The sequence below is a fragment of the Pantoea deleyi genome (assembly GCF_022647325.1).
Classification (GTDB): Bacteria; Pseudomonadota; Gammaproteobacteria; order Enterobacterales; family Enterobacteriaceae; genus Pantoea; species Pantoea deleyi.
Genome location: NZ_CP071407.1, coordinates 295,822 through 310,300 on the forward strand (window position 1 = coordinate 295,822; position 14,479 = coordinate 310,300).

The window sequence follows — 14,479 nt, forward strand, 5'->3', positions numbered from 1 at the left end:
CTCGCGCTGCCCTCTGGCCGCCTTTACCTAGGCCAGAATGCAAAAAACCCGCACAGGGCGGGTTTTTGTCATTATCCGTTTCAGGCTTCACTGCTCAGGGTGTTCCCGTCATCGCTATCGTAAGCCCGATCGGTCATGTCTTACATCGGGACAACGTTTGCCGCTGAAGGCCCTTTAGCACCGTTTTCAATGGTGAATTCAACCTGCTGACCTTCGTCCAGCGTTTTATAATCGTTGGTCTGAATGGCAGAGAAATGAACAAAGACATCTTTGCTGCCATCCTGAGGAGAGATAAAACCGAAGCCTTTACCCGCATCAAACCATTTTACTAAACCAGTCATTTTATTCGACATCGATACTTCCTTAATTAATGAGCCACGACGTGGCAGAGATGGCCTGTCTTCCAGAGGGTTACTTACCAGGATTTTAGGAGGAGACTCACAAAGAAGGGGTATCTTGAGATATCGCTTGCACTGAGGACTGCTTGACTAAAACTGCGTTGATAAGGTCTGTGTTCCAAACCGATGACGCTATCAGAACATACATAAATCCCATTAGCGAACATTATTTTAATTTATTTTTAACATCCAGACGTCCGGAACGCCCTGCTGTCATCGCTGCCCTTTTCCCTTTCCGGGCTGAAAAATCGATAAGAGAGGCTGAACGATCAGGCGGTAAGTCTGAACGCGCAGCGACAGAGACTGCCGCTGCGCGTTCCTGCCATCAGGCCAGCTGAGTCTGCTGACGGGCGGCATGTCGCGCCGTCAGCACAAACACCAGCAGACCGCCGACGCCCAGCGCCACGCCCACCCAGGCGGTGGAGAGCCAGCAATACCCCAGCGACACGGTGAGGCCACCCAGATACGCGCCCATCGCATTGGCGATGTTCAGCGCCGAGTGGTTCATCGCGGCCGCCAGGGTCTGGGAGTCGTTGGCGACATCCATCAGACGGATCTGCAGCGACGGCAGCAGCACCGAACAGGTACCAATCAGGAAGGTTGCCAGCAGTCCGGTCGCCACATGCTGAACCAGCACCGGGAAGGCCAGCATCACCAGCACGTTCCAGAGCAGCGTCCAGCCAATGATGTTCAGCACTGACCCATCGGCCAGACGACCACCAACCAGATTTCCGATGATCATTCCCAGTCCGAATGCCACCATCGCCCACGGGATCAGCGAAGGTGACAGCCCGGCGATGTTAATCAGCGTAGGCGCGATATAACTGAAGATAGCAAACATCCCGCCGAATCCGACCGCGCCCACCAGCAGCGTCAGCAGGACCTGCGCGTTTTTCAGCGCACCCAGTTCACGCAGCGGATGCGCATCCGCATCGCCGGGCGTGTAAGGCACATAGCGGCCAATCAGCAGGCAGGTCAGCAGACCGATCGCGCCGACAAAGGTAAAGACCACATGCCAGCTGAAGAGCTGTCCGATCCACGAGCCCAGCGGCACACCGATCAGCGTCGCCACCGTCAGCCCCAGCATCAGTGATGCCAGTGCGCGGCCCCGTCGTTCAACCGGCACCAGCGATGCCGCCACCAGCGACGCCACGCCAAAATAAGCGCCGTGCGGCAGACCGGTCAGAAAACGCGCCACGAGCAGGCCGTGGTAGCTGTCGGCCATTGCGCTGGCGACATTACCGATGCTGAAGAGCGCCATCAGAATCAGCAGCAGGGTTTTCCGTGCCATGCGCGCCGCCATCACCGCAATGACCGGCGCACCCACGACCACGCCCAGCGCATAACCGGCGATGGCGTTGCCTGCCTGCGGCTCGGTGATTGCCAGAGAGCGCGACACGTCCGGCAGCAGGCCCATCATGATGAACTCGCCCGTACCGATGCCAAAGCCGCCCAGCGCAAGGGCCAGCAATGCCCAGCCGACAAAACCGGCAGCGTCGGTTTTATGATTTTTTCTTAACAAAATGGATTCCCAATGGCCTGAAGGTAAAAGCAGAAGTGAGCCGGAAAGAAGAGTAAAACGCATTCTCATCCGGCAACAGCGCTCAGACTATAAAAACTCAGGCTGCGCTTAGCAATCCATTTATGTGATCTGGCGCACACATTGCTCCGGCTCAGCGGGATCAGTACGTCCCGGTGTTCACCCGGCGGCCGATGTCTTTCAGCTGCGAATATTTCTCCAGCAGTCGCGGGCCATCGTCCAGGCTCATGGCAAACATCCACATATAGGTCATTACCGAGTAGATGTGTCCCGCATCGATGCCGCCTCGACGGGACATCGCCGCGATGGTAATCGCAAACAGCAGCGCCGCTACGCTGCCGATCGCCAGATATCCCAGGGCTTCGCGATCGGAAAGCCGGATGCGCAGGCTGGCCAGGACGCGGTAATGACGGCCCAGTGAAGTGGCGCTGGCGCTGCTGACGAAGCGCACTTCTTTCTCCAGCCGGTTATTGAGCCGGCCAAACAGGCGATCGTTTTTCCGGGTAAAGCCTGGCAGAAAACAGGCAAAGAACAGCAGAATCGCCAGACAGCCCGCGCCGGTCCAGAACTCGATCGCCAGCAGCATCACCGCCGCGCCGGTCATGGAGGCCAGCGAGGTAATCAGCACCGGCAGATGTTGCTCGAAAAAGTCAACAAACTCGCGTGACAGCGCCACCCGCGCGGCAATGGTGGAGGCGCTCTGGTTTTCGCTGCGCTGCGTCACGATCACCGGCACCGCCAGGGCAGCATAGATCCGCGCGAAGGTGCGGGTGTCCACGCTGCGCCGCGCCGCACCGATCGCCCACATGGTGAATACCATGACCGCATAGAGCACCGCGTGCCAGCTCTTGCCGGCGACAATGGCGTTGATCGCGAATCCCGCCAGCAGGGGATAAAGCAGGTACATGACATTCTCCGCCACCACCAGCAGCAGCGTCAGGATGAGCTTACGGCTGTGAAGACGGCCCAGCGATTTTAATGTCAGAATGGCGCTGCGGGGAGCCGCAACGGGCAGGACAGGTTTCAGGGAGTGCATCTTTTCGGTTTCTGTTATGATTAATTTTGAGCGGTTGCTCAAGTTCAAAAAGCAGTCTATTTGAGCGGTTGCTCAAAGTCAACGTGAGAGTCATGATGAAAGAGTCAGCAGAAGTACTAAGAACAAAAATCCTGGATGCGGCCATCGGGTTATTTATTGAAAAAGGGATCGAAAAAGTGACCACCCGCGAACTGACAGAGACGGTCGGCATATCGCGCAGCCACATCTACCACTACTTCAGCAACTGGCAGGCGCTCTGTCTGGCGGCGCTGGATCGCTTTATGCGGGTGGATTTTGAAGCCTTTGCGGACTCCCTGAAGCCCCTCACCCCGCGTCAGCGGCTGGATGTGCTGTTTGAAAGCCATCTGCCCAGCGCGCCGGACACCACCTGGCAACTCTATTCCTCGTTCTGGCAGATGGCGGCTCACAATGAACCCTATGCATTACTGGCCGAAGAGATGACACAATTGTGGCAGACACTGATGGAGACGATCATCCGTGACGGCGTCACAGAGGGAAGTCTGCGCTGTGACGATATCCCGCGCACCGCCCGACAAATCAGCGCCATGTTAAACGGCTACGCCGATTTGCTGACGATCAACGCCGCCGACAGCCGGGTGCGCGAGGCGCTGGCCGACCTGAACCATTTTGTGGATCACTGCCTGTCATAAGTCAGATTAATCCGGCGGATCCCGTTCATGTTCCGCCCGGATTTTAATTAAATGTTAATAGAAGGTTTATTATTTTAATTAATCTGCGGTTTTTAACGCCAGAGGATGCGACTTTATCAGCGCAGGCGGCATATATTTTTTCTCTCTGAAACGGCCGCTTTTTAATAGCCTTTTCTCCGGAAACAGCTGTTTACACAGATTATTATCTTTGATCTGACGCGGCCTGAGCCGGGTAAGCTGGTGTTTTTACGCCACTTATTGGAAACATGCCTTTAAAGCCTATGCAATACATCCGGTCAGAAACTCAACAACTGATTGATTCCTATAACAAAGAATCTCTTTTTCACCGATAAAATTAAAGATTGAGTCGGACCTTAAAAAACCCTATATTGGCCGCGCTTTAAACACAGACCCTTTTTACCATTCATTTATTCAACTGGGACGCTTTGACCGTTTCGGTTGTAGGAGAGATATGATGACGGATAAAGTCCGTATTGATAGTTTGAATGCACAAAACGCAAACGCAACCAATGAAACCTATCTGGCCCGTCAGGCTGAATTTGAATCAAACGTTCGAAGTTATCCGCGCAAACTGCCGTTCGCGATCGCGAAGGCACAGGGTGTCTGGATCACCGACGTCGAGAACAACAACTATCTCGACTGTCTTGCCGGTGCCGGAACGCTGGCACTGGGTCATAACCATCCAGACGTTCTGCAGAGCATTCAACATGTCATTACCAGCGGCTTGCCGTTACATACTCTGGATTTAACCACACCGTTAAAAGATGAGTTCTCTGAGTACCTGCTCTCCGTTTTACCAGGTCAGGGCAAAGAGTACTGCCTGCAGTTCACCGGCCCTTCGGGCGCGGATGCGGTTGAAGCCGCGCTGAAACTGGCGAAAAAAGTCACCGGCCGCAGCGGCGTCATCAGTTTCTCTGGTGGATACCACGGCATGACCCACGGTGCGCTCTCCGTGACCGGCAACCTTTCACCGAAAGAAGCGGTCGACGGCATGATGCCGGAAGTGCAGTTCATGCCTTACCCGCACGAATACCGCTGCCCGCTGGGCCTCGGTGGCGAAGCGGGCGTGAAAGCGCTGACCTACTACTTCGATAACCTGATTAACGACGTGGAAAGCGGCGTGCGTAAACCTGCGGCGGTGATCCTGGAAGCCGTTCAGGGTGAAGGCGGCGTTAACCCGGCGCCGGCTGGGTGGCTGCAGCGCATCCGTAAGGTCACCAAAGAGCACGGCATTCTGCTGATCCTGGACGAAGTTCAGGCAGGCTTTGCCCGTACCGGTAAGTTCTTCGCGTTTGAACACGCAGGTATCGAGCCAGACATCATCGTAATGTCAAAAGCGGTCGGCGGTGGTCTGCCCCTGGCGGTTCTGGGTATTAAGAAAGAGTTCGACGCCTGGTCTCCGGGTCATCACACCGGCACCTTCCGTGGCAACCAGCTGGCGATGGCGACCGGTCTGACCACGCTGAAACTGCTGAAAGACAACAACATTGCTGACAAAGTGGCGGCGCAGGGTGAAATGCTGAAAGGCAAACTGCGTGAACTGCAGCAGCGCTATCCGGTCATCGGCAACGTGCGTGGTCTGGGCCTGATGCTCGGCATTGAGATGGTCAAGCCGCACGAGCCTGCCGATCACATGGGCAGCTTCCCGGCAGATGGCGACCTCTCAGCGCTGGTGCAGAAGAAATGTTTTGAGAACGGCCTGATTCTGGAGCGTGGCGGACGTCACGGCAGCGTATTGCGTCTGCTGCCTTCCCTGCTGATCACGGATGCAGAACTGGACGTGTTTATGGATAAATTTGAAAACGCCCTGCTGTCAGCTGGCGTACAACCAGTTTGAGTGGAGTGAATGCAATGTCCCGGTTAAACCCGATTCTGGCGGCCTCAGCGCAGAGCACCGAGGCCTACCAGCAGGCGATCGCCCAGAGCAGTGCGGCCGTCGTTAAGTGGCTGGAACAACCTGAGATGTATCAGGGAAAAACCGTCGCGGAGCTGCGTGAGCGCATCACACTGGACTTCAATCCTCAGGGCCTGGGTAACCAGGCCGCGATTGAACGCGCCATTGAGTACTTCCTCAAGGACAGCCTGTCGGTGCATCACCCGCAGTGCGTAGCGCATCTGCACTGCCCGAGCCTGGTCATCAGCCAGGCGGCGGAAGTGCTGATCAACGCCACCAACCAGAGCATGGATTCCTGGGACCAGGCACCCTCTGCCACCCTGATTGAGATGAAGCTGATTGAGTGGCTGCGTACCCAGGTGGGGTATCAGGCGGGCGATGCCGGTGTCTTCACCAGCGGCGGCACCCAGAGCAACCTGATGGGTCTGATGCTGGCGCGTGACGCCTGGTACGCCCGTCAGGGTCACTCTGTCCAGCAGGATGGCTTAACCGGCGATCTGAAGAAGATGAAGGTCTTCTGTTCAGAGAACGCGCACTTCTCCGTGCAGAAGAACATGGCGCTGCTCGGTCTGGGTTACCAGTCCGTGACCCAGGTGAAGTGCGATCGCTTCGCCCGCATGGATATGGACGATCTGCGCCTGAAACTGGCGGCGGCCAAAGCCAACGGTGAAAACATTCTGGCGATCGTCGCCACGGCCGGCACCACCGACGCCGGTGCGATCGATCCGCTGCGCGAAATCACGGCGCTGGCGGCAGAAGAGAACATCTGGGTGCACGTCGATGCGGCCTGGGGTGGCGCGCTGCTGCTCTCGGAGAAGTATCGTCACTATCTGGACGGCATTGAGCAGGTGGATTCCATTACCCTGGACTTCCACAAGCAGTTCTTCCAGACCATCAGCTGCGGCGCCTTCCTGCTGAAGGAAGCGCGTCACTATGAGCTGATGCGCTACCAGGCGGCTTATCTGAACTCAGAGTTCGATGAAGCGCAGGGCGTGCCGAATCTGGTGTCGAAGTCACTGCAGACGACCCGCCGTTTTGATGCGCTGAAGCTGTGGATGGGCCTGGAAGCGCTGGGTCAGAAGCAGTATGCCGACATCATCGATCACGGCGTGACGCTGGCGCAGCAGGTGGCGCAGTATGTGGATGCGCAGCCTGCGCTGGAACTGGTCATGACCCCGCAGCTCGCCAGCGTGCTGTTCCGCTATCGTCCGGCGCACCTGGCGCATCTGAGCAGTGCCGATATTGCCCTGCTTAATCAGCGTATCGGTGATGCGCTGCTGGAGTCGGGCCGCGCTAACGTCGGCGTGACCGAGCACGAGGGCGTGACCTGCCTGAAGATGACCCTGCTGAACCCGACGGTGACACTGGACGATATTAAAGTCTTGCTGACGCTGGTGGAGACCACCGCACAGCAGCTGGTGTAACGTTCCTGTTCCCCGACTAAAAACCAGCCACCCGGCTGGTTTTTTTTATTTTTCTGCGTCTTCCAGACCCGGCTTTTCCGCGAGTCGATGTCGCGCTGTCTGTGAAAGATAGTCCTCTGTTGCCTCTGCGAATGCTGTCCAGTGCTGACTGAGAAACCAGGCGACGATTTCGCGTTCCTCTTCTGATAATTCCATATCCTCTCCTCTCATAATCAGGAAACAGGGCAGATGAAATAGCCCTGCACTTCAGGAGGATATAGCCTGCCTGCAGACAAAATCGCGTCTCAAATGAGAATCGAATAGGCTGGGTGTCAGTGATCGCGCACTCCAGGATCCGTTTTCAGCGCTCCGGTGGCTCGTCGAGCTGCCGCAGGTGATCGTCCCGGTTCAGCGTCATCAGCGCCACAATGCTGACCAGCGCCGTCGCCATCACATACCAGGCGGGAATGTCAGGATTGCCGGTCTCTTTAATCAGCCCGGTGATGATTAATCCGGCGCAGCCTGAGAAGACCGCATTCGAGAGCGAATAGGCCAGCCCCAGCCCGGTGTAGCGCACCTGCGTCGGAAACATCTCCGCCAGCATCGCAGGCCCCGGCCCGGCCAGCAGGCCGACCACCCCGCCCGCCAGAAAGACCACCAGCGCTTTCAGCAGCAGCCCGGTTTCAGGGGATTGCAGGAGATGCAGCAGCGGCAGCGAGAGCACCAGCAGCAAGACTGCCGCCGTGACCATCACCGTCCGGCGCCCTATTCTGTCGCTCAGCATCCCGGCGGGAATAATGGTGCTGGCAAAGCCTAGGTTTGAGATCACCGCGATCAGCAGCGCCTGGTTAAAGCCGGTATGCAGTGAGGCCTGCAGATAGGTCGGCATGATCACCAGCCAGGTGTACCCGGCCGCCGACCAGACCATCAGCCGGCAGATGCCGAGCAGGATGGTTTTCAGCGTGTCGCCCAGGCTGGCCTGCACTTTCCGGACGGGCTGTGCCTGCTGTTGGATAAAGGCCGGGGTCTCCTCCATCTGTACCCGCAGCCAGAGCGCCAGCACGCCCATCGGCAGCGCCAAAAAGAACGGGATACGCCAGCCCCAGCTCAGCATCTGTTCCGGGGTCAGCAGCACGGAGAGCAGCGCGACGATACCGGCGCCGGCCAGCAGCCCCAGCGCCACGGTAAAGGATTGCCAGGCACCATAGAGCCCCCGCCGGCCGCGCGGCGCAAACTCCGTCATCAGGGAGACCGCCCCGCCATACTCGCCCCCGGCGAACAGCCCCTGCAGAATACGCAGCGCGGTGACGATCAGCGGAGCCAGCACGCCGAGTTGTGCGTAAGGGGGCACCAGGCCAATGGCGGCGGTTGCCAGCGTCATCATTATCAACACAAAGATCAGCGTGGGCTTGCGGCCGATGCGATCCCCCATCCTCCCGAAGAGGACGGCGCCGAGTGGCCGGAAGAAGAAGGCGATGGCGAAGGAGGCGTAGGTCAGCAGAAGCCCGGTCAGCGCAGACTCGCCCTCCAGCCGGAAAAAGTTCTGCGCGATCACGGTGGCGAGGAAGCCGTACACCGCGAACTCATACCACTCGATGAAATTACCCACGGAACCGGCAATTAACGCACGTCTGCGTCGGGCAGCACTCAGCAGATCATTTACGGGTTCATGCATAACAGCGCCTTTTTCAGTGTCATCACCGGGTTATGATTAGCATAATCGCCGGACACCTGCGCGCCCGCCTGCGCGCGGCGTTATCGCGGACACATAAAAAGCTCCAATGTCCCCCTTTTTCGTCTCTGCGCCTTGCACTACGCCGCAACGATCGTCAGGATGTGCGGCATTATGTGAACGGAACGGACAGATGATGAACGCACACACCTCAAAGGATCCTCTGCATGGCGTAACGCTGGAGATGCAGATCAACAGTTTAGTCGCGCAGTATGGCTGGGCAGAACTGGCAAAGCGGATCACTATCAACTGCTTTAAGAGCGACCCCAGCGTGAAGTCGAGCCTGAAGTTTCTACGCCGCACGCCCTGGGCGCGGGCCGAGGTCGAGGCGCTCTACCTTGCGTCATTAGCGGGAAAAACCGTCCCCCGCGCCGCCCCTGCAGAGAAAGCGGATACGCCTGCCGACGGGGATCCCTGGGGGAACTGGCGCGGCGGCAAGCCAGCGTAACAGGCCGCAACCGCAGGCAATAAAAAAGCCCGCACAGGTTAACTGTGCGGGCTTTTTTTACGTCAGGTCGCGATTACAGCGCCATGTCGTGTTTCGCGGATGGGGCAGCGGGCTGAGCCTGCGCGGCAGGTGCCTCGGCAGTTTTGCCATCCATGTTGATTACCGGCGGCGTGGTCAGCTGCAGGGTCGCGGCGGTGTCATTCCACACCTGCTGCAGCAGCGGCACGTTGTCATTCAGTTTCTGACCGTAGCCTGGGATCATCTTGTGAATTTTGGCCTGCCATTCTGCGGATTTAAACTCTTCCGGGAACAGTTTCTGCATCACGCTTAATGCGATAGGTGCAGCGGTAGACGCACCCGGTGACGCACCCAGCAGGGCTGCCACGGTTTTCTGCTGATCGGTCACGATTTCGGTGCCCAGTTTCAGCACGCCACCTTTATCGGCATCTTTCTTGATGATCTGCACACGCTGACCGGCCTGGATCAGTTTCCAGTCCTCTTTCTTCGCGTCCGGATAGTACTCTTTCAGTGATTCGAAGCGATCTTCATCATTCAGCATCACCTGGCCGATCAGGTATTTCACCAGATCGAAGTTATCCATGCCAACATCGGTCATCGGACCGATGTTGTGGGCAGTGGTGGTGCTCAGCAGATCGAACAGCGAACCGTTTTTCAGGAACTTAGTTGAGAAGGTCGCAAACGGCCCGAACAGTACAACACGTTTGCCATCCAGGTAGCGGGTGTCCAGATGCGGAACCGACATCGGTGGTGCACCGGTTGACGCCTGACCGTAGACTTTCGCCAGGTGACGATCGGCAATCGCGCTGTTCTCGGTCACCAGGAAGGAGCCGCCGACCGGGAAGCCTGCATAGTTGTCTGCTTCCGGAATACCGGTCTTCTGCAGTAATTTCAGCGCGCCGCCGCCTGCACCGATAAAGACATATTTCGCGTCAACCGCACGCTCGTTGCCGTTTTTGGCATCTTTGATGGTGACGTGCCAGGAGTTGTCGTCGTTACGCTTGAAATCGGTGACTTCAGACGAGGTTTCCAGACGGAAGTTATCGTTCTTCTTCAGGCTGCCGATCAGCTGACGGGTGATTTCACCGTAGTTGACGTCGGTACCGACCGGGGTCCAGGTCGCGGCCACTTTCTGCTGCGGATCGCGGCCTTCCATCACCAGCGGAGCCCACTGTTCAATCTGCTTGTGATCGGTAGAGAACTTCATGCCCTGGAACAGCGCGGTTTTCTGCAGTGCCGCGTAGCGCTTGGTCAGGAAGTCCACGTTGTCGCCCCAGACGAAGCTCATGTGCGGCGTTGAGTTGATGAAAGAGCGAGGATCGTGCATCACGCCCTCTTTAATCTGTGCGGTCCAGAACTGGCGTGAAACCATGAAGGCTTCATTGATTTCCAGCGCTTTGGTCACGTCGATGGAGCCGTCTTTACGCTCAGGCGTATAGTTCAGTTCCATGTTGGCAGAGTGACCGGTACCGGCGTTATTCCAGCCGTTGGAAGATTCCAGCGCCACGCCATCCAGTTTCTCAACCATGATCTGTTTCCAGCCAGGCTGCAGCTCTTCCAGCATCGTGCCCATTGAGGCGCTCATGATGCCGCCGCCGATTAACAGGACGTCGGTTTTTTCTGGTGAAGTTTCAGCGTGAAGCGCTGAAGAAACTAACAAGGCCGCGAGGGAAAGGGTAGGAATAACTTTCTTTGAATTCATCATTTAATCTACAGCTCAGACGGTACTGGTTAAAAAAAGTCCTCAAATTTTAAAAGAATGTTATTTATGAGTTAATTCGAAAATAATTATAAAATTAAAAATAGCAATTTAGCCTTAATTTAATTACAAAAGGCTTACCATACCGATCACATATTTTAACCACACATTAAGGGTGTCCTTTGAATTATACAATCCCCTAACACAAATATTGTTCTCTGGCGACCGCCCGTCTGCAGACCGCTAAAACTGTACGGATGCGCAGAGTTCGCGTATGTTTCCCGGCGATCCTCTCTCCGTGCTGAGCGCCAATGAAAAGCCAACCACAGAACCGACATGCCGTGACGAAACGACCCATGAAACTCAGTACCCTGACTACCCTGATGATGACCGCGGTTATCCTCACCGTGCTGGTCGCGGTCCATCTGCTCTATTTTGTGCAGATTGATAACTTTGCGCAGTCGCATCTCAAGGACAAGGCGATGGCGGTGGCCCGCACGCTGGCAGACAGCCCGGAGATCCAGCGCGGTTTAGGGTCGCCGGACGGCAGCCAGCAGATCCAGCCGCTGGCGGAGGCCGCGCGCAAACGTAACGGCCTGCTGTTCGTGGTGGTGACCGATATGCAGGGCATCCGCTATTCCCATCCCAACGCGGCGGTTATTGGTAAACATTTCGTCGGCAACGACATCTATCCGACGCTGGCCGGCCGGGAGAATGTGGCCGTGAATCACGGTGTGCTGGTGGAGGCGCTGCGGGTCTTTACCCCGATCTTTAACGCACAGCATCAGCAGATTGGCGTGGTGGCGATCGGGATCGCGCTGAACGATGTGGCGGCGCAGATTGCCAAAAGCCGCTGGAATATCGTCTGGACCGGTCTGTTCGGCGGGCTGGTGGCGCTGGTCGGCATATTTATTCTGGTCCGGCGACTGAAGAGCATCCTGCTGGGGCTGGAGCCGCACGAGATTTCCAGCCTGTTTGAGCAGCGCCAGGCGATTCTCAATTCTATTAAAGAGGGCGTGATTGCGGTCGATGATCAGTCACGGATCAGCCTGATTAACCATGCGGCGCAGCAGCTGCTGCACGATACCACCCGTAAAATGCCCACCAGCGGCGATCTGATTGCCGAAGAGAGCGTGATGCATCGTCATCAGCAGGATGCGCTGCATGCGGGCAAAGCCTGGTACGATCAGGAGCTGACGCTGGGAAACCGTATCCTGATCAGCAACACCGTGCCGGTGCGCAGCCGCGAGCGCATTATCGGCGCGGTGACCACCTTCAGGGATAAGACCGAGATCAGCCAGCTGATGCAGCGTCTGGACGGCATGGTAAACTATGTGGATGCGTTGCGTGAGCGGTCCCATGAGTTTATGAACAAGCTGCATGTGATTCTGGGCCTGCTGCATATGAAAAACTATGCGCAGATGGAAGAGTACATCCTGAAAACCGCGAACGCTTATCAGACCGAGATTGGTTCTCTGCTGCAGAAGATCAAATCGCCGATTATCGCGGGCTTCCTGCTGAGTAAGATCAACCGGGTGACCGATGAGGGTCATCAGCTGATCATCGACGAGGCGAGTTTCCTGCCCGACTGCGGCAGCGAGGAGCAGAGCGCGGTGTTAATCACGGTGCTGGGCAATTTAATTGAAAATGCCCTTGAGGCGCTGGACCCGGAGGCTGAAGGTGAAATTCACCTCATGCTGCATTATCAGAACGGCTGGTTAGCCTGCGAAGTAAGCGATGACGGCCCCGGTATCGACGGCACGCAGCTCAGCGCCATCTTCGAGCGAGGCGTCTCGTCCAAAGGTGACGATCGCGGCGTCGGGCTGTTCCTGGTGAAGCAGCAGACCGAAAGCCTGGGCGGTAGCGTCAGCGTGGAGTCGGAACCGGGTGTATTTACCCAATTCTTAGTGCAACTTCCGTGGGAGAGAGGAATGATTACCCAATGATCAATGTGTTAGTTGTCGATGATGACGCGATGGTAGCCGAGCTGAACCGCTGCTATATCGGGCAGATACCGGGCTTTACCTGCTGCGGCACCGCCTCTACCCTGCAGCAGGCCAAAGAGCTTCTGGCGCAGGCTGAGCCTCAGGTTGATCTGATCCTGCTGGATATCTATATGCAGCAGGAGAACGGTCTCGACCTGCTGCCGGAGCTGCGCAGCGCCGGACGGCCGGTTGACGTCATCATCATCTCGTCGGCTGCCGATGCCGCGACCATCAAAACCTCCCTCAACTACGGAGTGGTGGATTACCTGATTAAGCCTTTCCAGTTTGCCCGCTTCGAAGAGGCGCTCACCGGCTGGCGGCAGAAAAAATCGCTGATGGACAATCATCAGTTCTATCAGCAGTCGGACGTGGATCAGCTCCTGCATGGCAATCCGCCCGGTGCCAGCGAACAGAAGCGCCTGCCAAAAGGGCTGACGCCGCAGACGCTGCGCACGCTCTGCCTCTGGATCGACGCGCATCCGGGCACCGAGTTCTCCACCGATGAGCTGGCGACCGAGGTCAATATCTCCCGCGTCTCCTGCCGCAAATATCTGATCTGGCTGGCGCAGATCAATATCCTGTTTACCAGCATTCATTACGGCGTCACGGGCCGTCCGGTCTATCGCTATCGTCTGCAGCCGGAGTATCACACGCTGCTGAAGCAGTATTGTCAGTGAACCAGCCGGTAGTCGGTGTCCAGTAACCGGAACGAAAAGTGACGTTGTGACGAGCAGATCACCTGCCTGTCACGGGTCACGAAAATCGCCTCAATGCCCGGCTTATCGGCCAGACAGGCGATGCCTTTCTCCACGCCCAGGCCATACAGCAGTGTGGTGTAGATGTCGCCATCCAGCGAACGGTCCGCGATCACGGTGACGCTCAGCAGCGCGTTATCCAGCGGATAACCGCTGCGCGGATCGAGAATATGGTGGTAAAGGACGCCCTCCTGCTCGAAGTAGCGCTCGTAGATCCCGGAGGTGACCACCGAGCGGTTGCAGACCTCGATCACCCCGATCAGCGCGCCCTCTTCACCAAAGGGTTTTTTCAGGCCGATGGCCCAGCCCGCTTCATCGGGCGGCGCCCCCACCGTCTGGACGTTGCCGCCCAGGTTAATCAGGGCGCGGCTGACCTGCTGCTGACGCAGAAAGGCCTGCACGACATCGGCAATATACCCCTTGGCGATGGCACCCAGGTCAATCTCCATGCCTGGCCGGGCCAGCATCACGCTGCGGGCGTCGGCATCCAGGATCACCTCATGTGGATTAGTCAGCGCCAGACGCGCCTGCAGCGCCGCGTCGGAGGGCACGCTGTGGCCCTGAAATCCAATCTTCCAGCACTTCACCAGCGGGCCGATAGCCAGGTTAAACAGGCTGCCGGGCAGCAGGCTCACCGCGTGTGCACAGGCGATCAAATCGAACACGGGCTGACTCACCACCACCGGATGCTGCCCCGCCGCATGGTTAATCGCCATCACTTCTGACGCGGCACGGTTGACCGTGAAGAGATTCTCCTGCTGTTTGATCAGGCGAAACACCTGACCGGCCAGGGTCTGATTATCGTCGAAGAGTTTCAGCAGAATGGGTGACCCCATTAATACGGCGGAGTAAGCATAGACACGCGCATCGTTTAACATA

Annotated in this window: 13 protein-coding genes; 6 read left to right on the forward strand and 7 right to left on the reverse strand. The window is 57.2% G+C overall.

Features of this window, described 5'->3' with window-relative positions:
- Nucleotides 1–140: 140 nt before the first annotated feature.
- The 3 genes from cspE to J1C59_RS20650 all read right to left on the reverse strand — a co-directional run bounded on the left by cspE (nt 141) and on the right by J1C59_RS20650 (nt 2,974).
- The gene (gene cspE / locus J1C59_RS20640; RefSeq protein ID WP_111138446.1) at nt 141–353 is read right to left on the reverse strand and encodes a transcription antiterminator/RNA stability regulator CspE; all 213 of its coding nucleotides are present in this window, start codon (nt 351–353) and stop codon (nt 141–143) included.
- A 370-nt stretch (nt 354–723) separates the two neighbouring features.
- Nucleotides 724–1,920: an MFS transporter gene (locus J1C59_RS20645; protein ID WP_128084869.1), complete on the reverse strand. Its 1,197-nt coding sequence runs from the start codon at nt 1,918–1,920 to the stop codon at nt 724–726.
- Between the two features lie 160 nt (nt 1,921–2,080).
- Nucleotides 2,081–2,974 (reverse strand): ABC transporter six-transmembrane domain-containing protein, encoded by an 894-nt coding sequence (locus J1C59_RS20650; RefSeq protein ID WP_128084868.1) that lies wholly within the window; start codon nt 2,972–2,974, stop codon nt 2,081–2,083.
- Nucleotides 2,975–3,069: 95 nt separating this feature from the next.
- On the opposite strand from J1C59_RS20650, the gene J1C59_RS20655 reads away from it, so the two are divergent.
- The 3 genes from J1C59_RS20655 to J1C59_RS20665 all read left to right on the forward strand — a co-directional run bounded on the left by J1C59_RS20655 (nt 3,070) and on the right by J1C59_RS20665 (nt 6,984).
- A complete protein-coding gene (locus tag J1C59_RS20655; protein WP_128084880.1) occupies nt 3,070–3,645 on the forward strand; it encodes a TetR/AcrR family transcriptional regulator in 576 nt (191 codons plus the stop codon).
- Nucleotides 3,646–4,120: 475 nt separating this feature from the next.
- Nucleotides 4,121–5,503 (forward strand): diaminobutyrate--2-oxoglutarate transaminase, encoded by a 1,383-nt coding sequence (locus tag J1C59_RS20660; protein ID WP_128084879.1) that lies wholly within the window; start codon nt 4,121–4,123, stop codon nt 5,501–5,503.
- Between the two features lie 14 nt (nt 5,504–5,517).
- The gene (locus J1C59_RS20665) at nt 5,518–6,984 is read left to right on the forward strand and encodes a pyridoxal phosphate-dependent decarboxylase family protein (RefSeq protein ID WP_128084867.1); all 1,467 of its coding nucleotides are present in this window, start codon (nt 5,518–5,520) and stop codon (nt 6,982–6,984) included.
- A 45-nt stretch (nt 6,985–7,029) separates the two neighbouring features.
- On the opposite strand, the gene J1C59_RS20670 is transcribed toward J1C59_RS20665, so the two are convergent.
- Together J1C59_RS20670 and J1C59_RS20675 are read right to left on the reverse strand one after the other, a co-directional pair.
- Nucleotides 7,030–7,179, reverse strand: a complete 150-nt coding sequence (locus tag J1C59_RS20670) for a hypothetical protein (protein WP_158086872.1) — start codon at nt 7,177–7,179, stop codon at nt 7,030–7,032.
- 145 nt (nt 7,180–7,324) lie between these two features.
- Complete coding sequence (locus J1C59_RS20675) at nt 7,325–8,638, reverse strand: MFS transporter (RefSeq protein ID WP_128084866.1); 1,314 nt, start codon at nt 8,636–8,638, stop codon at nt 7,325–7,327.
- Between the two features lie 193 nt (nt 8,639–8,831).
- Between J1C59_RS20675 and J1C59_RS20680 the strand changes: the two genes are divergently transcribed.
- Nucleotides 8,832–9,143, forward strand: a complete 312-nt coding sequence (locus tag J1C59_RS20680; protein ID WP_140916937.1) for a VF530 family protein — start codon at nt 8,832–8,834, stop codon at nt 9,141–9,143.
- 73 nt (nt 9,144–9,216) lie between these two features.
- Here the strand turns inward: J1C59_RS20680 and mqo are convergent, their stop codons facing one another.
- Nucleotides 9,217–10,866: a malate dehydrogenase (quinone) gene (gene mqo, locus J1C59_RS20685; RefSeq protein ID WP_128084865.1), complete on the reverse strand. Its 1,650-nt coding sequence runs from the start codon at nt 10,864–10,866 to the stop codon at nt 9,217–9,219.
- Nucleotides 10,867–11,171: 305 nt separating this feature from the next.
- Between mqo and J1C59_RS20690 the strand changes: the two genes are divergently transcribed.
- Complete coding sequence (locus J1C59_RS20690) at nt 11,172–12,806, forward strand: sensor histidine kinase (RefSeq protein ID WP_128084864.1); 1,635 nt, start codon at nt 11,172–11,174, stop codon at nt 12,804–12,806.
- Nucleotides 12,803–13,522: a two-component system response regulator DcuR gene (gene dcuR / locus J1C59_RS20695; RefSeq protein WP_128084863.1), complete on the forward strand. Its 720-nt coding sequence runs from the start codon at nt 12,803–12,805 to the stop codon at nt 13,520–13,522. The genes J1C59_RS20690 and dcuR overlap by 4 nt, the downstream gene beginning before the upstream one ends.
- Here the strand turns inward: dcuR and J1C59_RS20700 are convergent.
- The gene (locus J1C59_RS20700) at nt 13,516–14,478 is read right to left on the reverse strand and encodes an FAD:protein FMN transferase (protein ID WP_128084862.1); all 963 of its coding nucleotides are present in this window, start codon (nt 14,476–14,478) and stop codon (nt 13,516–13,518) included. The two genes, dcuR and J1C59_RS20700, sit on opposite strands and share 7 nt — an antisense overlap.
- Between the last annotated feature and the right edge of the window lies 1 nt (nt 14,479).